Source organism: Actinomadura soli (assembly GCF_005889715.1).
In the GTDB taxonomy this organism is placed as follows: domain Bacteria; phylum Actinomycetota; class Actinomycetes; order Streptosporangiales; family Streptosporangiaceae; genus Spirillospora; species Spirillospora soli.
This window is the reverse complement of sequence record NZ_VCKW01000127.1, coordinates 1-25,228: the sequence shown is the minus strand read 5'-3', so window position 1 is coordinate 25,228 and position 25,228 is coordinate 1. Positions and strand designations below refer to the sequence as shown.

Annotated in this window: 26 protein-coding genes; 11 read left to right on the top strand and 15 right to left on the bottom strand. The window is 70.7% G+C overall.

Translation table 11 applies throughout. The features are described 5' to 3' along the window. The 8 genes from ETD83_RS23495 to ETD83_RS42735 all read right to left on the bottom strand — a co-directional run. A partial coding sequence (locus tag ETD83_RS23495) for a hypothetical protein (protein WP_205717837.1) occupies positions 1–211 on the bottom strand: 211 nt, incomplete at its 3' end. Further along, positions 162–1,577 carry an MFS transporter gene (locus ETD83_RS23490; protein ID WP_205717836.1) on the bottom strand — a complete coding sequence of 472 codons (1,416 nt, stop codon included), beginning with the start codon at positions 1,575–1,577 and terminating at the stop codon, positions 162–164. The genes ETD83_RS23495 and ETD83_RS23490, both read right to left, overlap by 50 nt. Before the next feature lie 83 nt (positions 1,578–1,660). Continuing rightward, a complete protein-coding gene (locus ETD83_RS23485; RefSeq protein WP_138647309.1) occupies positions 1,661–2,422 on the bottom strand; it encodes an SDR family oxidoreductase in 762 nt (253 codons plus the stop codon). A gap of 150 nt (positions 2,423–2,572) precedes the next feature. After that, on the bottom strand, positions 2,573–3,235 hold the full coding sequence (locus tag ETD83_RS23480) for a response regulator transcription factor (protein ID WP_205717835.1): 663 nt from the start codon (positions 3,233–3,235) through the stop codon (positions 2,573–2,575). 267 nt (positions 3,236–3,502) lie between these two features. Then, a complete protein-coding gene (locus ETD83_RS46065) occupies positions 3,503–4,549 on the bottom strand; it encodes an ATP-binding protein (RefSeq protein ID WP_407921514.1) in 1,047 nt (348 codons plus the stop codon). Between the two features lie 129 nt (positions 4,550–4,678). Next, positions 4,679–4,996, bottom strand: a complete 318-nt coding sequence (locus ETD83_RS23465; RefSeq protein ID WP_230421120.1) for a MerR family transcriptional regulator — start codon at positions 4,994–4,996, stop codon at positions 4,679–4,681. A gap of 741 nt (positions 4,997–5,737) precedes the next feature. After that, positions 5,738–6,142 (bottom strand): STAS domain-containing protein, encoded by a 405-nt coding sequence (locus ETD83_RS23460; protein WP_171064392.1) that lies wholly within the window; start codon positions 6,140–6,142, stop codon positions 5,738–5,740. A gap of 1,063 nt (positions 6,143–7,205) precedes the next feature. After that, complete coding sequence (locus ETD83_RS42735) at positions 7,206–7,367, bottom strand: hypothetical protein (protein ID WP_171064391.1); 162 nt, start codon at positions 7,365–7,367, stop codon at positions 7,206–7,208. 657 nt (positions 7,368–8,024) lie between these two features. Between ETD83_RS42735 and ETD83_RS23455 the strand changes: the two genes are divergently transcribed. Further along, positions 8,025–8,672 carry a DUF4360 domain-containing protein gene (locus ETD83_RS23455; protein ID WP_138647306.1) on the top strand — a complete coding sequence of 216 codons (648 nt, stop codon included), beginning with the start codon at positions 8,025–8,027 and terminating at the stop codon, positions 8,670–8,672. A 73-nt stretch (positions 8,673–8,745) separates the two neighbouring features. On the opposite strand, the gene ETD83_RS23450 is transcribed toward ETD83_RS23455, so the two are convergent. Then, positions 8,746–9,027: a hypothetical protein gene (locus ETD83_RS23450; RefSeq protein ID WP_138647305.1), complete on the bottom strand. Its 282-nt coding sequence runs from the start codon at positions 9,025–9,027 to the stop codon at positions 8,746–8,748. A 501-nt stretch (positions 9,028–9,528) separates the two neighbouring features. Here ETD83_RS23450 and ETD83_RS44745 point away from each other — a divergent pair. The 4 genes from ETD83_RS44745 to ETD83_RS44730 all read left to right on the top strand — a co-directional run bounded on the left by ETD83_RS44745 (position 9,529) and on the right by ETD83_RS44730 (position 11,635). Continuing rightward, positions 9,529–9,951, top strand: coding sequence for a hypothetical protein (locus ETD83_RS44745; protein ID WP_230421119.1), 423 nt, complete (start codon positions 9,529–9,531; stop codon positions 9,949–9,951). Positions 9,952–10,042: 91 nt separating this feature from the next. Next, on the top strand, positions 10,043–10,264 hold the full coding sequence (locus tag ETD83_RS44740) for a hypothetical protein (RefSeq protein ID WP_230421118.1): 222 nt from the start codon (positions 10,043–10,045) through the stop codon (positions 10,262–10,264). Positions 10,265–10,326: 62 nt separating this feature from the next. Next, positions 10,327–10,734, top strand: a complete 408-nt coding sequence (locus ETD83_RS44735; protein ID WP_230421117.1) for a hypothetical protein — start codon at positions 10,327–10,329, stop codon at positions 10,732–10,734. Further along, positions 10,700–11,635 carry a LuxR family transcriptional regulator gene (locus tag ETD83_RS44730; RefSeq protein ID WP_230421116.1) on the top strand — a complete coding sequence of 312 codons (936 nt, stop codon included), beginning with the start codon at positions 10,700–10,702 and terminating at the stop codon, positions 11,633–11,635. Before ETD83_RS44735 ends, ETD83_RS44730 begins: the two co-directional genes overlap by 35 nt. Positions 11,636–11,669: 34 nt before the next feature. Here the strand turns inward: ETD83_RS44730 and ETD83_RS23440 are convergent, their stop codons facing one another. After that, positions 11,670–12,746 carry an isoaspartyl peptidase/L-asparaginase family protein gene (locus ETD83_RS23440; RefSeq protein WP_138647304.1) on the bottom strand — a complete coding sequence of 359 codons (1,077 nt, stop codon included), beginning with the start codon at positions 12,744–12,746 and terminating at the stop codon, positions 11,670–11,672. A gap of 166 nt (positions 12,747–12,912) precedes the next feature. Here ETD83_RS23440 and ETD83_RS23435 point away from each other — a divergent pair, with 166 nt between their 5' ends. Together ETD83_RS23435 and ETD83_RS23430 are read left to right on the top strand one after the other, a co-directional pair. Continuing rightward, positions 12,913–13,569 (top strand): TetR family transcriptional regulator, encoded by a 657-nt coding sequence (locus ETD83_RS23435; RefSeq protein WP_138647303.1) that lies wholly within the window; start codon positions 12,913–12,915, stop codon positions 13,567–13,569. Next, complete coding sequence (locus ETD83_RS23430; protein WP_230421115.1) at positions 13,566–14,009, top strand: phosphomannose isomerase type II C-terminal cupin domain; 444 nt, start codon at positions 13,566–13,568, stop codon at positions 14,007–14,009. The genes ETD83_RS23435 and ETD83_RS23430 overlap by 4 nt, the downstream gene beginning before the upstream one ends. Positions 14,010–14,163: 154 nt before the next feature. Here ETD83_RS23430 and ETD83_RS23425 read toward each other — a convergent pair whose 3' ends face one another. The 4 genes from ETD83_RS23425 to ETD83_RS23410 all read right to left on the bottom strand — a co-directional run bounded on the left by ETD83_RS23425 (position 14,164) and on the right by ETD83_RS23410 (position 19,880). Continuing rightward, positions 14,164–16,959, bottom strand: a complete 2,796-nt coding sequence (locus tag ETD83_RS23425; protein ID WP_138647302.1) for a family 20 glycosylhydrolase — start codon at positions 16,957–16,959, stop codon at positions 14,164–14,166. A 287-nt stretch (positions 16,960–17,246) separates the two neighbouring features. Continuing rightward, positions 17,247–18,857 (bottom strand): monocarboxylate uptake permease MctP, encoded by a 1,611-nt coding sequence (gene mctP / locus ETD83_RS23420; protein WP_138647301.1) that lies wholly within the window; start codon positions 18,855–18,857, stop codon positions 17,247–17,249. Positions 18,858–18,860: 3 nt separating this feature from the next. Then, positions 18,861–19,118 (bottom strand): DUF3311 domain-containing protein, encoded by a 258-nt coding sequence (locus ETD83_RS23415; RefSeq protein ID WP_138647300.1) that lies wholly within the window; start codon positions 19,116–19,118, stop codon positions 18,861–18,863. A gap of 204 nt (positions 19,119–19,322) precedes the next feature. Continuing rightward, the gene (locus tag ETD83_RS23410) at positions 19,323–19,880 is read right to left on the bottom strand and encodes a VOC family protein (protein WP_138647299.1); all 558 of its coding nucleotides are present in this window, start codon (positions 19,878–19,880) and stop codon (positions 19,323–19,325) included. Positions 19,881–20,081: 201 nt separating this feature from the next. Here ETD83_RS23410 and ETD83_RS23405 point away from each other — a divergent pair, with 201 nt between their 5' ends. The 4 genes from ETD83_RS23405 to ETD83_RS23395 all read left to right on the top strand — a co-directional run bounded on the left by ETD83_RS23405 (position 20,082) and on the right by ETD83_RS23395 (position 24,144). After that, on the top strand, positions 20,082–22,241 hold the full coding sequence (locus ETD83_RS23405; protein ID WP_138647298.1) for an anthranilate synthase component I: 2,160 nt from the start codon (positions 20,082–20,084) through the stop codon (positions 22,239–22,241). A 251-nt stretch (positions 22,242–22,492) separates the two neighbouring features. Beyond that, the gene (locus ETD83_RS42730; RefSeq protein ID WP_171064390.1) at positions 22,493–22,639 is read left to right on the top strand and encodes a GPGG-motif small membrane protein; all 147 of its coding nucleotides are present in this window, start codon (positions 22,493–22,495) and stop codon (positions 22,637–22,639) included. Between the two features lie 89 nt (positions 22,640–22,728). Continuing rightward, positions 22,729–23,664, top strand: coding sequence for an SDR family oxidoreductase (locus tag ETD83_RS23400; protein WP_138647297.1), 936 nt, complete (start codon positions 22,729–22,731; stop codon positions 23,662–23,664). A 75-nt stretch (positions 23,665–23,739) separates the two neighbouring features. After that, a complete protein-coding gene (locus ETD83_RS23395) occupies positions 23,740–24,144 on the top strand; it encodes a ChaB family protein (protein ID WP_138647296.1) in 405 nt (134 codons plus the stop codon). A 27-nt stretch (positions 24,145–24,171) separates the two neighbouring features. On the opposite strand, the gene ETD83_RS23390 is transcribed toward ETD83_RS23395, so the two are convergent. After that, positions 24,172–25,143 carry a helix-turn-helix transcriptional regulator gene (locus ETD83_RS23390; RefSeq protein WP_138647295.1) on the bottom strand — a complete coding sequence of 324 codons (972 nt, stop codon included), beginning with the start codon at positions 25,141–25,143 and terminating at the stop codon, positions 24,172–24,174. Positions 25,144–25,228: the final 85 nt, after the last annotated feature.

Here is a 25,228-nt window from a genome sequence, read left to right as displayed (position 1 = left end):
GCGGGCCCTCGGGGTAGTACAACCCGAACGCGGCCAGCACGTAGTGCCGGATCGCGGTCTGGAAGTTGGTGTCGCCGGGGCCGACCGGCAGCGCGTCGACGATGCGCTGCAGCCGCTCGTCCTCACCGGCGGCTCGTACCGCCCCGGCCAGATCCTCCTTCTCACCCACCGCCACCGCGGTGAGCCCGGCCTTGACGATCGTGCCGGCCATGTCGGGATGGCTGGCGACGCGGACCTCGTGTCCCGCGCTCTGCAGTGCCCACGCCAGAGGGACGTAGGGATAGAGATGTGCCGCCGCCGGCATGGTCGTGATCAGAACCTTCATCGTTGCTTGCGCTCCTTTCGGATCGGCCGGGCCGGTGACTGATGACGCCGGCGAGCGCGACGAGGAACCCCAGCGTCCCGACGCCGGTGATGAGGCCGACCGCCGCGTGATGGCCGGGGACGGGGTCCGCGGGGGCAGCCAAGGCGGTCAGCCAGACGGCCAACGCGCCCCCGAGCTGGACCGAGCTCTGGTAGACGCCGCTGACCAGTCCCTTGCGGGAATCGGGCACCCCTGTCGTGGCCTGGATGTGCAGTGCGGCGAAACACAGCACGTATCCGGCCCCGACCAGCAGGACGGTGGGCAGGATGTCCACCGTGTACGAAGGGGTCCCGTCCAGCCGCAGGAGCAGGGCGTACCCGATCGGAGGGGCCGCGGCCCCTACGGCGATGAGCCGCGCCGGCCCGTACCGCTCCGCCAGGCGACCGCTGTACGGGACCGACACCAGCAGGAGCACGGTGGCGGGCACGAACGCCAGCGCCGTCTGCAGCGCGGTCCAGCCCGCGACCACCTGCAGGTGCAGGCTGCCCACGAGCAGCAACCCCCAGAACGACCCGTTGAGCGTGGCGGCTCCCAGGCACGACCGGAGCAGCCGGCCCCGGGCGAGCACGGCCGCCGGCCCTTCCTCGCGTCCTGCCGTACCGGTCTTCTCGGCCATCACGCCGCCGGGGGCGCCCGCGTCGCGGGGGACCAGGCGGAGGCCGGCCAGGAACAGCGCGAGCGCCGCCGGCGCGGGCGCCGCGAGCGTCCAGCGCCAGCCGAGCACGGTGGTGAGCACGCCGGACACCACCAGCCCGCAGGTGAACCCGCCGGCCCCGAACAGCGCGTAGACGGACATGGCCCGTCCGCGAGCCGTTCCCTCCCGGAAGGCGGCCGCGATGATGGCCAGCCCGATCGGCGCGGTGAAGGCGGCGCACGCTCCCTTGACGACGCGGGTGGCCATCAGCAGCGGGCCGTCGCCCGCCAGGCCGCCCGCCACCGAGGCCGCCGCGAACACCAGCAGCGCCGTCAGATACGGGCGGCGGCTGCCCACCCGGGCGACGACCCTTCCCGCGACCGGGATCAGCCCTCCGAACGCGAGGGCGAAGCCGCTGATGAGCCAGTGGGAAGAGACCGGTGGCAGCCCGAGGTCATCGCTGATCGGAGGCAGCGTCACGGCCGCCGTCGACACTTCGAGCGCGTCGAGCAGCATGGTGCCCGACAGAACGAACAGCAGCCCCCGGCCTGCCGGGCTCCACGTCGTGGGGGATGGCACTGTCGTGGCGGTCCGCATGATTCAGGCGTGCTCTCGCTATGAGGCGATGGACGAGGTCGTCGATTTGGTGGGGTCGTCGGCCGCTAGCCCAGCAGGGTGCCGCCGGTGGCGTCGAGGAAGGCTCCGGTGACCCAGCGCCCGTCGGGGGAGGCGAGGAAGGCGACCACATCGGCGACGTCCTCCGGGCGTCCCACGCGGCCGAACGCCGACAGTTGCGCCATCTGCTCGACGGCCTCGGGCACGTCGAAGACGGGGCTGCCGTTGTCGGTGAGCCCGGGCGCCACGCTGTTGATGGTGATCTTCCGGGGTCCCAGGTGGCGGGCGTAGTGCAGGCTGATCATCTCGACCGCGCCCTTGGTCATCGCGTACGCGATCTCGTCGGGGTTGGCGACCCGGGTCAGGCCGGAGGAGATGTTGATGATGCGGCCGCCGTCGGGCATGATCTCCAGCGCCCGCTGGACGATGAACAGCGGCGCCTTGGCGTTGACGGCGACCAGCCGGTCGAACAGCTCCGGCGTGATCTTCTCGGGCGGAACGCCGCCCATGATGCCGGCATTGTTGACCAGAATATCCAGCCGGGCCTGTCCGGCGTACCTTTCCAGTCCATCGGTCAGGCCCGCGAACAGGTCGTCCACATCCCCGGGCGTTCCGAACTCGGCCTGGACTGAAAAGGCCTGGCCGCCCGCCTTCTGTATCGCGGATACCGTTTCCTGCGCGGCGTCCTTGTTGGTCGAATAATGCACGGCCACCGTAGCCCCGTCACGGGCCAGACGCTCGGCGACGGCCTTTCCGATTCCCCGGCTGGCGCCGGTCACCAGCGCGGTCTTGTCTTTGAGATCGGCCATGTTCGCTCCTTGTCCTTGCTCCGGTGGTGGGTCAATCAGAAAAGAAGCCCAAACAAGTCAACGCACGGGCGCACGCGATGTCAATGGGCGAGTTGTAAGATCGATGTAAGATTACGTAAGATGATTTGAGGACGGCCGCCCGGCCGGCATTCAGCCGTGGCCGAGCCGGAACCCGACGCCGCGCGCCGTCTCAATCCACGAGCCCGCGCCGAGCTTGCCGCGCAGGCTGCTGACGTGCATGTCGAGTGTCCGGCTCGACGCCACATAATGGTCGTCCCAGACCTCGGCCATGATCTGCCTGCGCGTGATGATCTTTTCGGGGTACCGGGCGAGCAGATGAAGGAGATCGAATTCCTTGCGGGTCAGGGTGACCCGGCGCCCGTCCACCCGTACCTCACGCAGATCCGCGTCGAGGCGGAGGGAACCGCGGGAGATCTGCCGCTTGCGGCGGCGGTCCGGCCGGGCGCGCCGCATGACCGCCTCGATGCGGGCGACGAGTTCATGGAACCCGAGCGGAATCTCCAGGCATTCGCGTTTGTCCAGGCAGTCGTCCGATCCGGCCTTCAAACCGAGGACCCGATGGCCCCGGTCGTCGCTGTCGGTGATGACGATGATGGGGGTGTCCGCCTCGCTCCGGATGGCCCGGCACACCTCAAGCCCGTCCACGTCGGAGAGCTCCAGGTCAAGGAGCACCAGGTCGGCTTGGTCGTAGTTCCGCAGGGCCTCGGTCCCCGTCTCCACACTCTCGGCGTCGTATCCGTGCCGCCGCAGACCCGTGGTGATGGAATCGGCGACGGCGTGGTCCTCATTCACAACTAGTACACGCATGGTTCTGTCCGGCCGTGAGTTCTCCTATTGCAATTGCGACCTGCCTCCGCACCTTGGTGAACACGATCCTTCGTGTGCTGGAAGCGGCCTTAGTGATCCCCCGCTCGGATCACTGGATGGCTCCGGCCCCCGATCACGGACCACAGCCGCCTTGGGGTGTGTGTCAGCACCCGGTTGGGCTCCTTAGGTACGGGAGCATCTGTCCTGGTTTCGCGCCTTGAACGGTCACGACTTCTCCTTCCTTCGAGACGATCACGGAGACTTCCCGGCATCACACGATTGAAACATACGACGCCACTGACGCAAACACGCCGTCGCGCGCCTCGACGCCAAATGAAGGCTCTCACCACCGACAATATCGGGGCCGTCCCAACCATTCGCCAATTTTTGGAACGTTCTAATCAGTGTCCATTCAAGAATACCCTCGGCACACTTGATCACATTGACCCCGCAGACATCAGTATTACTGCAAGGCGCCGCACGCACGGTACGAAGGCGAGAACTGTGTCTTTGGTGACAAGCGATGAACAGGGTGCGCGTCGATCGCCGACAGCAGCCCCACCCTCGCCTCCCCGTCCGGGACCAGACGACGTCTCCCGCATGCTCCCCGAACCTGGAGGCCTGCGGGCTACAACCGCTGGCCGATCCCGCCAGCGGCCCTAGCCGCCCACCCCCGCAGTGATCGGCCGCGGGCATCGCCGGACCGCTGACCGTGAACCGGTTCCTCGACGCCCGCCGAGCCGGGCACCCTGGTGACCGCCGACGACCGACCCGCCCTCTTCCCCATGGTCGGAGCTCTTGCGGTCGGATTCGCCACCAACCTGTCCCTCCGGCCGGAGCCGGGAGGCCATCGCACGTCCGCAGGGGAGGCCCCGACCTCCGAGGCTCGTCATTGTGCGCCGGGGCCCGGGCGGTGCGGCGTCGGGCGCCATGGTCATCACCTCCGGGTGGTAATCGTTCCGCCTTGGGGGGAAGGTGTAGACGACGCCGTCGGTGTAGCGATGGAGGAGGAACAGACCCCGGCCACCGGGCCGCAGCTGGTGCGGCGGTGCCAGCGGGTCGGGCGCGGCGCCGGGGTCGAAGCCGGGGCGCGTGGTCGGCGATGGTCGCAATGACCTCGTCACCAGCCGGAGACAGGCAGATGTCCACGGTGGGCGCGGGGGTGCGGCCGTGGGGCATGGCGTTGGTGACCGCTTCCCAGATGGCCACCACCAGTCGGCCCGCAGCCGCCGGCGGGAGGCGGACACCGCCCTCAGTGTGGTGACCTTCGCCTCGATGCCCTCGGGGGCTCTGCCGCAGTGGTCCCGCTCACCACAGCCGCCCCGGCCGGGTTTCCGGCCCGGGGGCACGCTGCGTGCTGGTCGACGTCCCGGAGCCCACCACCAGCAGCGGTGCCGGTGTCGGCGCCGCTGCTAGGGCCATGGCGGGTCAGTCCCGTTCGGTGTCGGTGTCGATGCGCCTTTGGAGTTGGGCGTTGATGCGCATGGCTTCGGTGAGCTGGTCTTCCAAGATGATGATGCGGCAGGCCGCGTCCAGCGCGGTGCCCTGGTCGACCAAGTCGCGGGCGCGCTGCGCCAGGCGCAGCTGGTAGCGGGAGTAGCGGCGGTGGCCACCGGCCGAGCGCTGTGGGACGAACAGTCGAGGGGCGTCCAGGCTGCGCAGGAACCCGGGGGTGACGCCGAGGATTTCGGCGGCCCGGCCCATGCTGTAGGCGGGGTAGTCCTCATCGTCCAGCTTGTCGTCCAGCCCGGCGCCGGGGTCGTCTTGAACCGGACCGGGTTGAGCGGGCTGCGGGTCGTGGTGTGCTGGGTGGGTGCCGGGCCGGGCCGGCTGGGATGCTCTCACAAAACCTTCTGTACTGTCGCGGGTTGCCAATCGTGGGATGTAGGCGCCGGACGCAGACGGGACGCGTTCTGGGACGAACGACAGGGCCCCGGCGCCAAAGGGCGGCGCCGGGGCCATTGAGGTACAACACCATCTATCCGGCGCTGTGGCCGGTTGACTTCCGCGCCAGCCGCCTGGGGCGGGGGCGCGGGGATCGCGGATGCGTGACCGTAGACCACCGTCCAATCTGTGGAGCTGCGGTACCCGCGCGGCGAAACTGCAGCCCGCTGCGGGCGATCCCGATGGTGCCGAGACCCTCCTTCCGTGTTCTTCCTACCTGCGTTACCTGTGTTTCTTGCGTTGTTGCCACTTACCTTCGTGCCGCAGGCGGCCCGTTGGCCGCTGGGCGCGCGGCCGACTGCCGAGGTCCCTTTCACTGCGTTGACCCCGGCACGCCCGGCCCGCGTCATCCATCTGTGCGGGCAGTTCGTCATCTGCCACGCCTCATGGACTTGTTCCTCTTCGATGACAGGAACAGTACCCCACCCCGCCGCGAATATCTACCTCGTTCGGCGCAGATTTTCGGGGATCGGCTGCTGCGGTTGTCTGTCGCCGGTGCGTAGGCGCGCTGGGCCTCGGGTGTCCCGGGCGTGGCGAGCGGTTTCAGCGGGTGAGGTCGGTGAGGTGGGTGACGGCGCGGCCCAGGGTGGCGGTGACGGTGATGTACTGGTCCAGGCCGGTGCGGTGCAGAATCCGGCGGCACATCTCCGGTGCCCGGGCGATGACCAGGTCGCCGTCGGCGGCGCGGACCGCGTTGCGGATCGCCACCAGTGCGCCCAGCCCGGAGGCGTCGCAGAAGGTCACCAGGTCCATATCCAGCACCAGCCGGGGCGGGCAGGGCGGCCCTGCGGCCGCGATCGCCTGCTCGCGCAGCAGCCCGGCGGTGGCGTTGTCGATCTCCCCGTCGACGTGCACCACCACGATGCGACCGCCTGGGTGCGGCTCGGCGTGCACCCTCAACCGCGCCCCAGGCGCCGACGGCGACCACCGTCCAGCATCGTCGGTCACACCGATCACCTCCGTCGGGGTACAGCCCGGTACCCCCGCCCACCCGCGGAAAACACGCCCGACCAGTGACGGACATAACGACCACCGCCGACCCGGGACGTCTGAGGTCGCACACAGTCGCACTGGATCTCAAGCGCAGGATCGGGCACTCAAGCCCGGCCCACCGCCCCGTATGGGTGCCGGTCACCCAGACGCGGCGCCCTCCCACTTACCGCGCCGGTCGGCGCCGGCCACGGCGCGGTACAGCGACGCCACCGAGGACGCCCGGCCGCGTTCTTGCCCGAGGTGATGGTCAGCATGTCCTTGTCGATCACGCGAGCACGACCGCGATCCGGCGGAGTGGATCCCGATCATCTGAGGGCCCGGCGGGTCATCCCGGCACGCCGGGGGAGGCCGAGAGCCGCAGCCATCGAGTGACGCTGCGCCCGACTGGGACGCAGAAGTCCGTGTCTGGGCGATGCAGTGGGGGCTTTATGGCGAAGTTGGCCCCGGGATCCGCCCTGCTCGAGAAGCTCGTGGCCACCGCGGGCCTGAAGCTTGTCGAGACGAACCGCTGGCACGACCAGTATTGGGGGCTCGTGCGACTGCCCGAAGCGCGACGCGGTGCCCGGCACGAACATGCTCGGCGAGTTCATCATGGCCGTCCGCGCCGACCACGGCCGCTGGCCGGCTGAGGCGGCGAACAGCCCCATCTCGACGGTGTGTGGTTCGACCGCGCGAGGATGCTCACGAATCCTGCGCTCGCTTCGGCTGAAGAGTTCCAACGGAAGGGCCTTCCTCATTGGATTCACCGGTGGTGCTTCCAACGCTGGTTGGGCCGCTCTACGGCCGTCACCCTTCAGCCCGCCGACCCGCATGCCTTCGGCCCGGCGCTGCGCACGTAGGCGGGTGAGGCCGCTGCGGTGCTGTGGCGGTGGGGGTCGAGCTAGAGGTATGCGCGCTGCTCGGCGAACGTGCGCCGGACCTCGGCGGGTGAGTTGTCGGTCGGGGAGTCGACGAGGCCGCCGTCATCGTGTGCGCACCACACCATGAGCGGTAGTCGGCCGAGGGGTCGGCGGGTGAGTCATTCCAGTGCGCGGAGCTGCGCGGCAGTCCGTTCCATCTCGGCGATGGATGTCGAGAACGAGGCCTTTTCGCGGGTGAGCTGGAAAATGCAGGTCACGCGCTCGCTTTCGGAGATCTTCGCCGTCTTCGACGGCATTTCGGAGATCCAGTGCATGGTCATCGGCCGCGCTGGCACCGGCCTGCCCGTCCGCTGGCGCCCCACGTCATCCGCTTGCCCGTCCGCGCTGATGGCCCCGTTCCTGCCTGCTGACGCCCCGCGGCCCCGGCGACGGGGTCTCGTCGGCCCCCTCGATCATGCCCGGGCGGTGCGTCGTTCGTGGGCCGTTGAGGCCGCGCGGGCAGATGGAACGTTCCCTAGTGGAAATTTACTGCACGTTCGATTTTCATTGATCAAATGGAACGGTTCATGGCTTCGTCTCCAATTCTATTCAAGTATAGCGAAGTTAAAGACTGGTGATTGAGATTCCCGGGGGTGCTGGTTAGGCTCAAACCGGTTCCTGGCTCGCACGCCTTTTTGGCAGGTGCCGGATCGGAAAAATTGCCGGGCGTCGCCTGCTTGGCGCCGGAGTGCATCGAATTCCAGCGAAAAGGAATCGCATGTGTGAGGGCCTCGCGGGTTCTGTTGCGACCGCCGGTGCGTGCGCCTCGACCGCGGCATCACTGGGTCCGTCGCCCACGGCCCTCCCGACGGCGAATGGCTTCACCGACAGCACGCCAGTGGGAGGCGTGCGCCAAGGAGCGGAAATTCGACATCGAATACCGAGTTGTGAAGCTGCCCCTTAACCCCGTGTCACCCCCACTCAGAAGGAGAACGACCATGCGCAAAGGTCTGACCGCCTCGGCAGCATGCCTGTCCGCCCTCGCACTGTCCGTGGCCGCGGCCCCGGCGGCGTCGGCGTCGGACGACCCGCCGCCCCCCGGCAAGATCACCATGCAGGTCCTCACGGTGAACGGCTCCGGCTGCCCCGCCGGGACCGCCGCCGTCGCCCCGTCGAGCGACAACACCGCGTTCACCGTCACCTACAGCGACTACATGGCGCAGGCCGGCGGCGACTCCAAGCCCACCGACTTCCGCAAGAACTGCCAGCTCAGCCTGGCCGTGCACATCCCGCAGGGCTTCACCTACGCGATCGCCAGCGCCGACTACCGCGGCTTCGCGCACCTGGGCGCCGGCGCGACCGGGACGGAGCGCGCGAACTACTACCACCAGGGCATGTCACAGACGACGCCCATCAGCCACACCATCAAGGGCAAGTACTCCAGCAACTGGCAGTTCACCGACCGGACCCCGGTGGCCGAGCTCGTCTTCAAGCCGTGCGGTGAGAACCGCAACTTCAACATCAACACCGAGCTGCGCGTGGAGAACGCCTCCGACGACGAGACCAGCTTCATGTCCTTCGACTCCGCCGACGGAAGCGTGCGGACCGTCTACCAGTTCGCCTGGAAGAAGTGCCCCGCGAGCTGACCCGTGGCGACCGGGCCGCGTCCGCGTCCTGCGAAGACGCGGCGCGGCCCGGCTCCCCCTGCCCTGGAGGGCCCTAGCGGGCCGCCTCGACGGTGACCGCGCCGGACCGAGGGTCGTAGTAGCCGTTGGCGACGAGGCCGTCGTAGAAGTACTCGGGATGGCGGCCCAGTTTGACGCGGACGGCCCACACCGCCCCCGAGGCGCCCTTCCGCTCGCTCGATAAGGCTTCGGCCAGGGCGTCCACCGCCCTCTGCCGATCGGTGCTGATCCCTCCGGGGCCGGCGCGTCTCGCGTCCTGGCACCGGACGTCCCAGCTGTAGAGATCCCCGCTCGTGCCGCCCGTTCTGGCCGCCATCGGGCCCGCTCCCTTCCGGTCACGCCGTCTTTCGGCCGTGCCGTCCTTCCCCCTGAGGCCGTGTGGTTTGCCCGTCGGCTCCGGCGGGCCGGGGCCCCCGCCCCCGAGCCCACCGGATCGGCGGACCGCGCGGGGAACGCCGCTCACAGGTCCTCTCGGGACATGGGTCCGCACATTCGAGCGGTACTCGCGTCCGGGATAGGCGGCCTCGTGCCTACCGAAGGGCCTGGCCTTCCGAACGGCCTTTGTGCCATCCGGACAAAAGGACGGCCCATGCCCCGCGGACGGCGCCCATCCTGATGGGGCCGCGCTCCAGCGCGCATCGGTCAATGAACCGATGCCGGCTACCGAGCTTCATCGGCCGGGACGCGGAGCTGAGCCGGCTCCGGCGGCTGGTCGACGAGCACCGGCTGATCACGCTGATCGGGCCCGCCCGCGTCGGCAAGACCCGGGTCGCGGTGCGCGCCGCGACCCTGGTCCGGGAAGCCTTCGACGACGGGGGTGTACTTCGTCGGGCTCTCGGGGCTCACCGAGCCGTCGCTGCTGGCGCAGGCGGTCTGCGACGCGCTCGGGCTGACCGAGCAGGACGGAGACGCGGCCGCCCGGCTCGCCGAGCACCTCGCCGACCGCCGGGCCCTGCTCGTCCTGGACACCTGTGAACACCTGCTGGACGAGTGCGCCATCCTGACGGAGGAACTGCTGCGCACCGCCGCCGGGCTCCACGTCCTCGCGACCAGCCGCCAGGCGCTGGACGTGATGGGCGAGCACACCGTCGTCGTCACGCCGCTGGGACGGCCGGGTCCGGCCGCGGGCGACCTCCCGTACGACTCCCCGGACGGCGCGGAATGCTACGCCGTCAGGCTGTTCGCCGAGCGCGCCGCCGCCGCCGTCCAGGGCTGGACGCTCACGCACGGCAAACCGTGACGCCGCCACCCGGCTGTGCGACCGGCTCGACGGCATCCCGCTGGCCATCGAGCTCGCCGCCGTCCAGCTTCGGGCGTTCTCGCTGGACCAGGTGCTGGGCCGCCTCGGCACCCCCCTCTTCCAGGTCCGCGGCAGGCGCACGAACGTCCGGCGCCACCAGACGCTGCGGGCCGCGGTCGACTGGAGCCACGAGCTCTGCTCCGCCGAGGAGCGGCTGCTGTGGGCGCGGCTCTCGGTGTTCGCCGACGGCTTCGACCTCGACGCCGCCGAGATCGTCTGCGCCGGGGACGGCCTGCCGTCCCCGGGGCCCTGACGGGTCTGGTCGAGAAGTCGATCGCGCAGCGCGCCGACCGCGGCGGCCAGGCCCGCTACCGGATGCTCGACACCCTGCGCGAGTACGGCGCCGAACGCCTCATCGAGCTCGGCGGGGCCGACCGGCTCCGCCGCCGCTGCTTCGCCTGGTACGCCGGGCTGCTCCGCCGCGCCTGCCGGGAGCTGCCGAGCGCGTCCCAGTCCCGCTGGCTCGACTGGTTCGACTGCGAGCGCGGGAACATCCGCGCGCTGCTGGGCGAGGCCGTCGCGTCGGCCGAGCCGGACCAGCTCCGCGACGCGCTGGAGGCCCTCGGCCGGTTCTGGGCGCTGCGCGGGACGCTGGGCGAAGGCCGCCAGTGGGCCGACAGGGTGCTGGCGACCCGCGACACCACGGGCCGGGGCTGGTCGGGCAGCCTCGCGACGGCCGCCCTGGTAATTGACCCTCCAGAACGACCTGGACGAGGCCGGTGAGCTGCTGGAACGGGCGCTGGCCCAGGGCCGGGCCGACGACGACCAGGCCGGCATCGCGCTCGCCCTCGCGGGCCAGGGCATCACGGCCCTGTTCACGGGCGACTTCGATCTCGCGCTGCGGCTGCTCACGACGGCCGGCGACCTGTTCCGCGACAGCGGCCACGACGACGTGCTCTTCCTGCTCATCGACGTCTTCCGCGGCGTGGCGTGCCTGTTCAAGGGCGACTTCGCCGCGTCCGTCGACCACGCCGACCGCGTGGAGCGCACCGGCGAGGAACGCGGTGAGCTGTGGGTCCGCTCGTACGGCATGCTCGTCGGCGGCCTCGCGCTGTGGCTCGCCGGCGACCTCGACGCCTCGCTGGAGCGGCTCCGCCGGTCGCTGCGGATCAAACGCGACCTGGACGACGGCCTCGGCATGACGCTGGCGCTGGAGGCGACCGCCGCGTGCATCTCCAGCCATGGCGAGCCCACCCGCGCCGTCCGGCTCCTGGGGGCCGCCGACCGGCTGCGCGAGTTCACGCAGACGTCCTGGTTCGGGCCCGCGCTGCTGCGGGAGATTCACACCGGCAAGGCCATGGAGGCGCTCGGAGAGGAGCGGTACCGCACCGCCCATGAGGAGGGCGGGCGCCTACCCCTCGCGGACGCGATCGAGGACGCGCTCGGCGAGGCCCCGTCCGGCGGATCCGGCAAGTCCGGCGGGGCGCAGGTCGGCGGCCCGCTGACCGGCCGCGAGCTGGAGGTCGCGTCCCTGGTGGCCGAGGGCCTGTCCAACCGCGCCATCGCCGAGCGGCTGACGATCGCGAAACGCACCGCCGACTCGCACGTCGAGCACATCCTCGCCGAGCTCGGCTTCTCCTCGCGCGCGCAGATCGCCACCTGGATCACCGCGCGGAGCACCTGACCCCGGTCGGGCGGGCTCGCTCCTGTTCCCAGGGCTACTCGGGCGGGGTCTCGTCGTCGTAGAGCCTCGTCTTGATCTCGCCGTCCCTGGTCACGTAGCCGTTGATGATCCCCTTGGTGCTGTGCGGCGCGGCCAGGGTGCCCCTGGCGTCCAGCGCGATCGCGCCGCCGGTCGCGCCGAGCGCCGGGATCTTCTGGTTGACGACCGTCGCCGCCGCCTTGGTCACGGGCATGCGCGCGTACTCCATGAGGGCGGAGATGTCGTGCGCGGCGACCCCGCGGATGAAGACCTCGCCGGTGCCGGTGCACGAGACGGCCACGGTGCGGTTGTCGGCGTAGGTCCCGGCGCCGACGACGGGGGAGTCGCCCACGCGTCCGACCTGCTTGTTGGTCAGGCCGCCGGTGGAGGTCGCCGCGGCGATGCCGCGCTCGCCGTCCAGGGCGATCGCGCCGACCGTCCCGCCGGCCTCGGACCGCCCGGCCTTCGCGCCCGCCGCCGCGGGCGGGTTGCCCTTGGCGGCCATGAGCTGGTCCCAGCGGCGCTGCGTCCAGAAGTAGTCCTGGGGTGTGAACGGCACGCCGTTGCGGAGCGCGAAGTCGTCGGCTCCCTTCCCCGCCATGAAGACGTGCGGCGACTTCTCCATCACCAGCCGGGCGAGGGAGATCGGGTTCTTGGTGTGGTGGACGCCCGCCACCGCGCCCGACCTGCGGTCCTTCCCGTTCATGATCGACGCGTCCAGCTCGTGCTCGGCGTCGGTGTTGAACACCGCGCCCTTGCCCGCGTTGAAGTTCGGGTCGTCCTCCAGGACGTTGACGGCCCTCTCGACCGCGTCGAGCGCGGGTTTCCCGTCCTTGACCAGCTCGTAGCCGGTCCGGAGCGCCTTGGTGAGCCCGTCGCGGTAGGCCCTCTCCTGCTCGGGCGTCAGGCTTCCGCGCGGCAGCGAGCCCGCGCCGCCGTGCACGGCGAGGACGACGCCGCGCACGCCTGGACCCGGCGGCGGGGCCTCGCCGGGAACGGCCGTGGCGCCCGCGGCGAGCTGCGAGCCGGACAGCCCGGCGACCAGCGCGACGAGACCCGCGGAGATCAAGAGGGAACGCTTGGGGGACGGCATCGGGAACCTCCTCGGTGATGACCTTGGACGTCCCCGGGCGCGCCCCGGCCACACCCGCAATTCCTGACAAACCGGGCATCCGTCACCGAGAGTCGCGTTAAGGCTCCTCTTTCGCGCAGGCCAGGCGGTGTTGTCACCGGGTAACACCGCCGATACCGTGCTGTCCATGACGAGACCGGGGGACGGGGCGGCGCCGGGGGCCAGACGCGATCCCGGGCGCCGGCGCGCTCTCCTGGAGGCCGCCGACCGGGTCATCCAGCGGGAGGGCCCGGAGGCGTCCATGGCCGCGATCGCCGCGGAGGCGGGGATCAGCAAGCCGATCCTCTACCGCCATTTCGGCGACAAGAGCGGCCTGTACCAGGCGCTGGCCGAGCGGCACACCCGCAAGCTGATCGACGGCATCCGGGAGGAGTTCTCCCGCGACGACCCGATCGGGGCGCGCACCCGCTCCACCATCGACACCTACCTCGCGACGATCTCCAAGAACCTCAACCTCTATCGTTTCCTGATGCACCGGGCCAGCGCCGAGGACACGGCGACGCACAGCGCGATGAGCACGATGATCCGCGACGTCAGCCGGGAACTGGCCGAGGTGATGATCGCCGAGGGCGAGATAGCGGACCGGACCCGCGCCTACGTGTGGGGCCACGCGATCGTCGGCATGGTGCAGACGGCCGGCGACTGGTGGCTCGACCACGACGCGGACGTGCCGCGCGAGGCCGTCGTGGACGGCCTCGCCGACCTCGTCCTCGGCGGGCTTCCGGCCGCCGCGTCCGGCGCCCGCGGCCCGCAGCCGTCCGACGAACCACGATCCCCGAGGTGACTGTGCAGACCGACGCCCGCCCCCAGACCGACGCGCCCCCCGTGCCCGACGCGCGCCCCGAGCCTGACGTGCGATCGGAGCGGGCCGCGCGGCCGGAGCCCGCGGTGGAGACCGAGCGGCGGCCCTGGGGGAGCTTCGAGCGCTTCACGCTCAACGAGCCGTCCACCGTGAAGATCATCCACGTGGCGCCGGGACAGCGGCTCAGCCTGCAGCGGCACCGCGACCGCGACGAGCTGTGGGTGGCGCTCGACCCCGGCGCGGTGTTCGAGGTGGCCGGGCGCCGCATCCTGCCCGAGGTGGGGGAGCGGGTCCTGATCCGCGCCGGCGACACGCACCGGCTCGGCTCGGACGGCCCGGCGGTGCGCGTCATGGAGATCGCGTTCGGGCACTTCGACGAGGACGACATCGAGCGCCTCGAAGACGAGTACGGGCGCGCCTGACCCATCCGGCCCGCTTCCCGCCCGGCGGCCCGCTTCCGACGGCAGCCGCTTTCGACCGGCGGCCCGCCCTCCGACCGGCAAGGGGCGGACGGAGAACGGCCCGGCCGTCCGAGCGAGCGGACGACCGGGCCTTTGCCATGCGGAATCGTGCGGACTACTGGAGCAGCGCCCAGTAGCCGTCGGTGCGGCCGGGCTCCTTGCCGCTGCGCGCCCGCGTCGCCCGGAACAGCTCGCCCTGGTGCCGGACCAGGTCGCCGGGCCGGTAGGAATCACCGCTCTGCCAGCCGGTGACGCCGACCGGCGAGATGCGGCTGGTGCGGCCGTCCGCGCTGCGGGTACGGGTCAGCGCGGCGGCGCCGACCTTCACCGGCCCGCTGTAGGGCTGCCAGGTCCGGCCGTCGGTCGAGTACTCGATCGCCAGGCCCGGGTTGCGAACGTTCGCCGTCAGCGTCCCGTCGGAGATCTTCGCCCCAGGCAGCGGGATGCGGTAGTTCACGCCGGCGCCGTAGGTCCCGACCGGCTTGTAGAACGACAGCAGCGGGAACGTCTTCTGGCCGAGCGTGTTGTTGAAGACGTTCCAGGCCTCGCCCATCTTCTCCGGGGTCGGCGTGTTGCGGTTCCAGGCCCGCTCGGCCACGCCGAGGAGCTTGGGGAACGCCTGGTACTCGCGGATCCCGGGGGTCTTGCCGTTCTCGGCCCACAGCTGGGCCTCGATGCCGAGGATGTTCTTCTTGCCCTCGGGGGTGAGCTTCGTCCAGTTCGGGTTCGGCGTCACGGGGTTGCCCCAGCGGTCTTCGGTCGCGTTCGCGTACACGTTGTACGGCTGGTAGGTGAACGTGCTCTGCTCGTCCACCAGGGCGGCCCAGTAGTAGCCGGGCTCGTCCGGGTCCTTGTTGTAGGCGAGGTCCATGTACAGGTTCGTGGCGTGGGCGAGGATCACCGGGTTGCCCTCGTTGGCGAACCGGTACGCCCAGTCCTCACGTCCCCAGCCCCAGACGTTCTGCCACGGCAGCGCGGCGAAGCCCTTGAGGCGGAACTCGTGCGTCGGGTCGGTGATGTCCTCCCACCCGGCGGTGGTCTTCGCGTGCTTCTGCGCGATGTCGTTGTAGCGGCTGAAGAAAAGCTCCTTCAGCTGCTCGCCGGACTTGCCCGTGGTGTCGGGGTTCTTCTTGCACGCCGGCGATCCGGACCACCATCCGGCCGGCGGTCCCGGCGGCTCGTCGCCGCCCAGGTTGAGCCGGTTGAACGGGACGCCCGCCCGCCCGTACATCTTCGCCACCTCGGACACGACCTTGTTCAGGAACGTGTACGTGCTGCCGAGGCACGGGTTCGCCAGGTTGTCGGTGTAGTACTGGACGCTCGTGTGCTTGCTGGTGTCCTCAGGGTCGAGCAGCCGGTAGGTGGCGTCGTTCGTCTTCTGGTAGCGGCGCTCCATCGACTGGACCGCCGCGCGGGCGTGCGCGGGGAAGTTGAGCTCGGGGATGACCTCGATGTGCCGCTCGGCCGCGAACCGCAGGATCTCCTCGAAGTCCCGGACGGTGTAGTGGCCGCTGCCCTTGCCGACGAAGTTCAGGGTGTTGTTCTCGTAGCCCTGGTAGGCGGGCCGCTGCCCGAGGTTGGCCTCGGTCTCGTTGCGGGCCTTGCCGGTGACGCCGTCACCGCCGCCGAGGTCGTTCACCGACCCCATGCCCTGGTGCAGCGCGTCCTTCTCCTGCAGGTCGTGCGCCCGCTTGGAGCCGAAGTCCGTCAGCTCGGGCAGGCCAGGGATCTCCAGCCGCCAGCCCTCGTCGTTGGTGACCCCGAGGTGCAGCCTGTTGAGCTTGGTGAAGCTCATCAGGTCGAGGAACTTCAGGATGGTCTGCTTGCTCTCGAAGTGGCGGCCCACGTCGATGTGCAGGCCGCGGTACCCGAACAGCGGCGCGTCGGCGATCTCGGCCTGCGGGACGCCCACGGTCAACGCGCGGTGGCCGCGCGCCGCGGCCTTGTAGCCGCCGGCCGGGATGAGCTGCCGCAGCGTCTGGATGCCGTACAGCACCCCGGCCCGGTCGGTGCCCACGATCTGGACGCCGCCCGCGGTCGCGCTCAGCTTGTAGCCCTCGGCGTCGGCCTTGCCGTCGCCGTCGACGTCCAGCTTCGGGTCGACGCTCAGCGAGATCGGCGCGCCCCGCCCGCGGGCGACGTCGCTCAGCGCGGAGCGCAGGTAGCCCGCCTCCCGGCTCAGCTCGGTCGGCGCCGTGACGGCCGACTTGCCGCCGATGTCGATCGTGCCGCCGGACGACTTCGCCGACAGCGGCTGCGGGACGAGGCTCTGCTGGAGCGTGAGGTCGAGCTTCGGCGAGGTGTTCTCGGCGTACCGGGTCGCCGCCGTCTCCACGGGGCGCTTGTCGCCGGAGAACGCCTTCGTCTGCTTCGGGTCGTTCGGGTCGAGGAGGGACTTGGCCGGCACCCACGCGGGCTTTCCGCCGTCGTAGGCGATCGTCCAGCCGCTGGGGGCGTCCGACTTGTGGACGGCCCACACCTCGAAGTAGATGTCGATCTCCCGGCGCTCGCCGGGGGCGATCGCCTTGAATCCGTCCGCGGGTTTGAGCGCGTAGAAGTCGCCGCTCTGCGCGGCGTCCGCGCGGGCCACGGCGAGGCCCTGGGCCGCGAGCTGCTTGCGGCCGATGTCGCCGACCTCGCCCGCGAGGACGGCGGTCGGCTGGCGCACCCCGTTGAAGTACAGCGCCCATCCGGCGCTGCCCAGGGTGCAACTGCTGTCGTTGTTGTCGATGGTGAGCCGCGCGAGGTGGTAACTCGCGTCGGCGACGGTGTGGTCGATCGGTTGGTAGGTGACCATGAGGTCGCGGGGGTCCGGGTTGCAGGCCGCCGACGCCGCACTCGACGGGACGGCCACAAGTAGGGCCGCGGTGAGCGCGGCGGCCGTCAGCACGGCCGCTGGTCTTTTCGGCATAAATAGGAAACTATCCTAATAGATTGTCGAGATCCCGGCCTCTGACCAGGTCATTTATGAACCCGCAGGCAGTGCCGGTGGCCGCCTCCGGACAAGCATGGGATCTTGACGGGGACGATCTCCGGAGTGTTCGATCACCGGTCAGCCAATGCCGGAATCCCAGGTGACGAACGTGATCACAACTCCGGGTGCCCGAAACGGATTTCGGGCACCCGGAAGTGAAATGCGGCGCCGGAACGAAAATGCGGCGGCGCGAAAACGCGCGGCTCTGGCCGGGCGCGGGAGGCTCAGGTACTGGAGGCCAGGTCCAGGTCCTTGACCCTCGGGTCGCCCTCGTCCGCGACGTAGTCGGACGTGCGGGTCGCGTCCGCGCCGTCCGCCAGCTTCGCGGCCCTGCAGACCACGGTGCCGATCACCGCGACCGCGACGTTCACGGCGAGCGCCAGCATCCCGGCGTACATCGTCATGTCGGTGTCGAAGCCGAGGTCGTTCAGCGGGTAGGCCGCGCTGCCGAAGTGCTCCTTGCCCTTCGCGGGGTTCGGGATCTGGTAGAGCATCCACAGCCCCGCGGCCATGCCGCCGGCCCACCCGGCGATGAGCGCGCCCCGGTGGAACCAGCGCGTCATCAGGCCGAGCGCCACCGACGGCAGCGTCTGCAGGATGATCACGCCGCCGATGAGCTGGAGGTCGATGGAGAACTCCGGGTCCAGCGCGAGGATGCACGCCACCGCCCCGGCCTTGACGATCAGCGACACCAGCTTGCTGACCGTGGCCTCCTGCTTCTCCGTGGCGTCCCGCCGGATGTACTCCCGGTAGATGTTGCGGGTGAACAGGTTGGCCGCGGCGATCGACATGATCGCCGCCGGGACCAGCGCGCCGATGCCCACGGCCGCGAACGCCACCCCCGCGAACCAGTCGGGGAACATCTGGTCGAACAGCACCGGGACCGCCGTGTTGGCGTCGGGCTTGCCGTCGGTGGTGACCGGCTTCACCTCCGCGGCGATGGCCATGTAGCCGAGCAGCGCGATGAGGCCGAGGACGAGGCTGTAGACGGGCAGCGCCGCCATGTTCCGCTTGATGGTGTCCCGGTTGCGGGCGGCGAGCACGCCGGTGACGCTGTGCGGGTACAGGAACAGCGCCATCGCCGAGCCCAGCGCCAGCATCGCGTAGTTCAGCTGGCCGCTGCCGGCGATCGTGATCCCGTCGCCGGGTGCGGGCGTCGCGTCGAACTTGGCCTTCGCCGCGCCGAAGACGTCGCCCCAGCCGCCGAGCTTCGCCGGGATGTACAGCACCGCCACGATGATCACCAGGTAGATCAGCGCGTCCTTGACGAAGGCGATCAGCGCCGGCGCCCGCAGCCCGGACTGGTAGGTGTAGGCCGCGAGGATCACGAACGCGATGATGATCGGCCAGTGGCCGTGCACGCCCATCGCCTTCAGCACCGCCTCGATGCCGACCAGCTGCAGCGCGATGTAGGGCATCGTGGCGACGATGCCGGTGATCGCGACCAGCAGGGCCAGCGTCGGCGACCCGAACCGCGCCCGGACGAAGTCGGCCGGGGTCACGAACCCGTGCACGTGCGACACCGACCACAGGCGGATGAGGAACAGGAACACCAGCGGGTACATGATGACCGTGTACGGGACGGCGAAGAACCCCGCCGCGCCCGCCCCGAACACCAGCGCGGGGACGGCCACGAACGTGTAGGCGGTGTAGATGTCGCCGCCGATCAGGAACCAGGTGACCCAGCCGCCGAAGCTGCGGCCGCCGAGGCCCCACTCGTCCAGGTTGTCGAGGGTCTCGGCCCGGCGCCACCGCGCCGCGACGAAGCCCATCCCGCTGACCACCAGGAAGAAGAGCGAGAAGATGACGATCTCGGTGACGTGGTCGCTCGCCATGACTCAGCCCCGCTTCCTGGTCATCCGGTAGACGACGACCGTGGTGCTCACGCCGAGCATGATGAAGGCGAGCTGGATCCAGTAGAAGGCGGGGAAGCCGCCCAGGCGGGGCTCGTCGCTGTTGTAGAGGAACGTCATCAGCGGCACCGCGACCGGAACGATCAGCAGCCAGTTCCAGGGGCTGCGGTCGGAGCGTCCGCCAGAGGGCGGTGGTGGGTGAGCGTCGTTCGACTCAGGGTCCTTCGGGTTCTCGGGAGCCAAGGGGTCCTCCTCGTCGTGCGTGCCGGGCGCGGGCCGTCCGGATCGCGTGACGGCACCGTGCCGGAGAGTGCGGGCCGGGCGAGGGTACACGCCTCATGATCACGGTGTGATCTCGGTCACGGCACGACTGGATGGATCGTTCCACGAGCCTTCTGCCGGGGAGGGGCGACGGGCCGGACCCGTCCCGTGAGGGCCGGGCGCGGGTCAGACGGTGCGGTCGGCGGCGGTCCTGGGCTCGTGCCGGACGTCCTCCGGCCGGTCCAGCTCCCGGGTCCACGCGGCGAACTCCAGCAGGATCCCGTCGGGGTCCTTGAAGTAGATGGAGCGCACGAACACGCCCTCGTGGTGCTCCGGCGCGACGCCGAACTCGCTGTCGTCGTGGTTGAGCAGCACCCCGACGTCGACGCCCTTGGCGATCAGCCGGTCGCGGTACTCCTCGATCCGCTCGGGCGGGACGTCGAACGCGACGTGGTTCATCGAGCCCACGGCCGACAGCAGCTCGCCCCGGTCGGGCAGGGTCTTCGGCGCGGACACGCCGGGAACGGGCCCGGGCGCGTCGGGGAACCAGAAGAAGGCGAGGGCGTTCCCGCCGCCGCAGTCGAAGAAGAAGTGCTGCCCCCAGCCCATCGGCAGCTCGATCGTCTTGATCAGCGGCATGCCGAGCACGTCCCGGTAGAAGCCCACCGTCCGCTCCATGTCGCTGCAGACGAGCGCGAGATGGTTGACGCCGCGCAGTTCGAACTCGGTGTTCTTCCTGGTCATGGGAGCCCCGCCCGCGAAGTAAGTGATCCCTTTTGACGGTGCCCATGGTAGCCTCGCCGCATGCGAACCGCAGCCTCCCAGTGGTGGTGGCGCCGCTGAGGCGGTGCCGGTTCGTGCGTGTTCAGATCAGGCGACCGCCCTCACCGGCGGTCTTTTTCGTGTTCCCCGCCTGGTGAGGGCCCGACATGAGGGGCCACCGCGGTGGAGACCGTCTCACGACAGCCGCTGACCAGCGAGTTCGTCACGACCGGGGGCGTACGGGTGAGCCGTACGGCCACGCCGGTCGACCCCGAGCGCAAGTCCGATGTGCTGAACGCCCTCGTCGCCGCCGTGGGGGAGCGGCGCGGCGGCGTCCTCAGCTCCGGCATGGAGTACCCGGGCCGCTACAGCCGCTGGCACATGGCCTACACCGACCCCTGCGCGGAGATCGTCGCCCGCGGCCGGACGGTCGCCGTGCGGGCCCTCAACGAGCGGGGACGCGTCGTCCTGCCCGCCATCGCCGCGGTGCTCCGCGACGTCGGCGAGGTCCGGGCGGACGGGCCCGGCGTCTTCGAGGTGTTCGTCCCGCCGGCGGAGGGGTTCTTCACCGAGGAGGAGCGCAGCCGCCAGCCGACCGTCTTCACCGCCCTGCGCGCCGTCGTCGGCCTGTTCGGCTGCGACGACCCGCACCTCGGCCTGTACGGGGCGTTCGGGTACGACCTGTCGCTGCAGTTCGAGCCGCTGCGGACGCGGCTGGAGCGCCCGGACGACCAGCGCGACCTCGTCCTGCACCTGCCCGACGAGCTGGTCGTCGTGGACCGCAAGCGCGAGACCTCGCACCGGCTGTCGTACGAGTTCGAGGTCGAAGGGAAGAGCACGGCGGGCCTCCCGCGCGCCACCGAGCCGACGCCCGTCCCGGTGCGGGCGGAGCTCCCGCCGCAGCCAGTGCCGGGCGTGTACGCGCAGGTGGTGCGGGACGCGAAGGAGAAGTTCATCCGCGGCGACCTGTTCGAGGTGACGCCCGGGCACGCCATGTACGGGCGGTGCGACGCGCCCGCCGCGTTCTTCGAGCGCCTCCGCGAGACCAACCCGGCGCCGTACGAGTTCATGTTCAACCTGGGCGACGGCGAGTACCTGGTCGGCGCGTCGCCGGAGATGTTCGTCCGGGTCGGCGGTGACCGGGTCGAGACGTGCCCGATCGCCGGGACGATCAAGCGCGGCGCCGACGCGCTGGAGGACGCCGAGCAGATCCGCGCGATCCTGTCGTCCGCCAAGGACGAGTCGGAGCTGACCATGTGCACCGACGTGGACCGCAACGACAAGTCGCGGATCTGCGTGCCGGGCAGCGTGCGCGTTCTCGGCCGCCGGCAGATCGAGATCTACTCCCGGCTGATCCACACCGTCGACCACATCGAGGGGCGGCTGCGCCCCGGGTTCGACGCGCTCGACGCGTTCCTCACCCACATGTGGGCGGTCACCGTCACCGGCGCGCCGAAGACGTGGGCGATGCAGTTCATCGAGGACCACGAGGAGTCGCCGCGCCGCTGGTACGGCGGCGCCGTCGGGTGCATCGGGTTCGACGGGTCGATGAACACGGGCCTGACGCTGCGGACGGCGCAGATCCGCGACGGCATCGCGACCGTCCGGGCCGGGGCGACGCTGCTGTACGACTCCGACCCCGACGAGGAGGAGCGCGAGACGCACCTCAAGGCCAGCGCGCTGATGGGCGCGCTCGCCGAGTCCCAGGAGGGCGGTGCGGACGCCGAGTCCCGGGCGGAGCCGCGGGCGGAGCGGCCCGGCGACGGGCTGAAGGTGCTGCTCGTCGACCATGAGGACTCGTTCGTCAACACCCTCGCCGACTACTTCCGCCAGCAGGGCGCCGACGTCGTGACCCTCCGGCACGGGTTCCCGGCGCGGATGCTGGACGAGCACGCGCCCGGCCTGGTCGTCCTGTCGCCGGGGCCGGGCCGTCCCGGGGACTTCGCGACCCGCGACCTCCTGGACGCCCTGGACGAGCGGAACCTCCCGGTCTTCGGCGTCTGCCTCGGCCTGCAGGCGATGGTGGAGCACGCGGGCGGCGAGCTGACGCTGCTGCCCGAGCCGTCCCACGGAAAGCCCGGCCAGGTCAAGGTGACCGGGGGACCGCTGTTCGAGGGCCTCCCGGACGAGTTCACCGCGGCCCGCTACCACTCGCTGCACGCGACGCCCGACCGGGTGAAGGGGTTCCGGGTGACGGCGCTGACCGGCGACGTCGTGATGGCGATCGAGGATCCGGAGCGGCGGCGGTGGGCCGTGCAGTTCCACCCGGAGTCCATCCTGACAGCGGCGGGCGGGGCCGGGCACCGGATCGTGGCCAACGTCCTCAGGTTGAGCCGTCCCTAGTCCCATAGCAGGAGGGCCGGTCGACCGAAATGGTCCTGAGGGTCCTATCGCGGCCCAGCGCTCGCCGGAAGACTTGGTGACCGGCCACAGCGCCGCCCTTCCGCGACGCAGTGATCGCCGTTATCCCGGCGGAGAGGGGAGCGATCCCCTCTCCGCACCGGGGTCGTGCGACGGTGCAGATAACCCCTGTTTCGGACTATCCGTAATAAGGGGCCCGTTTCCTGGCGCTCTCCGCGGGGATCCCGCTCGCCATGATGACTCTTCTGTGGCTCATCGCCGTGATCCTGGTGATCGCCGGGGTCTATGTGATCCTCGCCCGCCGCGAACTGATCTGGGGCATCGTCCTCATCGTGGTCGGGCTGCTCGTCGGCCCGGGAGGGGTGAGCATCTTCACCTGACCCCTTCGCCACCCGCCCCTCGTTCTCGGCGGCACGCCGGGACGGAACGCTGACACAGGTTGTCAGGTTTCGGTGCCAGCATCGTTCGCATGAGCAGTGCCACCACACAGAACACCCCGCTGGCGGGAACGATCGCCCTGGTCGCGGGCGGGACGCGCGGCGCGGGCCGCGGCATCGCCGTCGAGCTCGGCGCCGCCGGCGCGACCGTGTACGTGACAGGACGGTCCACCCGGTCGAACCGGTCGGAGATGGACCGTCCCGAGACCATCGAGGAGACCGCGGAGCTGGTGACGGCCGCGGGCGGCGAGGGCATCGCCGTCCGGGTCGACCACCTCGACCCGGAGCAGGTCGGCGCGCTCGTGGCGCGCATCGACGCCGAACAGGGGCGGCTGGACGTCCTCGTCAACGACGTCTGGGGCTCGGACCGCTACTTCGAGTTCGGCAAGGCGCTGTGGGAGCAGTCCCTCGACGACGGGCTGCGGATGCTGCGGCTCGGTATCGAGACCCACGCCATCACCAGCCACCGCGCCCTGCCCCTGCTGATCCGCGAGCCCGGCGGGCTCGTGATCGAGATGACCGACGGGACCGCCGACTACAACGCGGCGTACCGCAAGGACGTCGGCTACTTCTACGACCTGGTCAAGAGCGCCGTGATCAGGATGGCGCTCGCGCAGTCCGAGGAGATCGCGGAGTACGGGGCGACGGCGCTGGCGCTGACGCCCGGGTGGCTGCGCTCGGAGGCGATGCTCGACAACTTCGGCGTCACCGAGGCGAACTGGCGCGACGCCGCGAAGAACGTCCCGCACTTCGCGATCTCGGAGTCCCCGGCGTACGTGGGCCGCGCCGTCGCGGCGCTCGCCGCCGACCCGGACCGGGCCCGCTGGAACGGCGCGTCGCTGTCCAGCGGCGGGCTCGCCAAGGAGTACGGGTTCACCGACGCCGACGGCAGCCGCCCGGACGCCTGGCGCTACCTCGTCGAAGTGCAGGACCGGGGGCTGCCCGCCGACGTCACCGGGTACCGCTGACGCCGCTGGCGTGCGGTTTGCGCCTGTTTCAGATGATTTGAGGCGGTAATGGCAATCGGTGTGGAAGGAGGAGCCATGCCGATGATGACCAGGAGCGGCAAGCTGCGGATGCAGGAGCTCCCGAGCACGCTCCAGCGCTCCCCGAAGGAGGCCCAGGAGACCTTCGCCAAGGCCCACGACTCCGCGGTCGAGACCTACGGGGAGGGGGAGCGGGCGCACCGCACCGCCTACGCGGCGCTCAAGCGCAGGTGGGAGAAGCACGGCGACCGGTGGATCCGGAAGGCCGGGCGGGGCCCGTCCGACGAGCGGGCCAAGAGCCCGCGGGCCCGCCGGGACCACGGGAGGACGTTCGGCGGCGTGGACGTCGAGGGCAACACCAAGAAGGAGCTCTACGACCGGGCCGCCGACCTCGACGTCCACGGCCGCTCGAAGATGACCAAGGAGGAGCTGGCCAAGGCCATCGCCCGCAAGCGGGGCTAGACGGTCGCCGAGGTGCGTGCGGGGCGTTCAGCGGGGCGCGTACAGCTCCGCGAACCGGGCGGCGGCGTCCGCCATCCGCTTCCGCAGCTCCGGGGGCGCGAGGACCTCGACCTCCGGCCCGAGCCGCATCAGCTCCGACGCCGCGACCACCATCGACTCGACGGGAAGCGTGGTCACCGCCCATCCCTTCGCGTCGGGCTCACCGGCCTCCTCCTCCGCCCGCCGCGCCGCGTACGGCTCGACCGCGTACCGCAGGATCCGCATCCCGGCGGGCGACAGCCGGACGGTGACCTCCTCGCGCAGCATCGACCGCACGAAGGACGCGGCCTGCTCCCGCCAGTGCGCGGCGAGGTCGAAGTCCTCGTCGCGGTCGAAGCGGGAGCCGGTCGGCCGGACGCCCGTCACCCGGTCCACGCGGTAGGTGCGCGGCCTGCCGCCGACCCGCGCGACCAGGTACCAGGTGCCGTTCTTCAGCACGAGCCCGTACGGCTCCACCGTCCGCGTGACCTCGGCGTCCTTGCGGCGGTAGCCGAGCTCGACCGCCTCGTCCTCCCAGACCGCCCGGGCGAGGTCGCGCAGCAGCGGCGGCGGCCCGGACTCGCCGAACCAGCCCGGCGCGTCCAGGTGGAACCGCTGGCCCGCCCGCGACGGCGCGTCCCGTAGCGACGCGGGCAGCGCCGCGAGGACCTTCAGCTCGGCCGCGGCCACCGCGTCGCCGCGGCCCATGTCCCCGGCCGGGCCGGGCAGCCCGGACAGGAACAGCGCCTCCGCCTCCTCGCGGGTGAGGCCGGTCAGCCGCGTCCGGTAGCCGCCGACGAGGCGGTACCCGCCCGCGCGGCCCTGCTCGGCGTAGACCGGGACCCCGGCCGCCGACAGCGCCTCCATGTCGCGGTAGACGGTGCGCTCCGACACCTCCAGCTCCCGCGCCAGCTCGCCCGCCGTCATCGCCTCCCGCGACTGCAGGAGCAGCACCATCGAGATCAACCGAGCCGCCCGCACGCCCCTTGTCTACCAGGAACGCCGTCCTCGGAGCGTTTCTGACATTTTCGTGGCAGGTTCGCCCGGATCGCCTATCGGGCCGGGC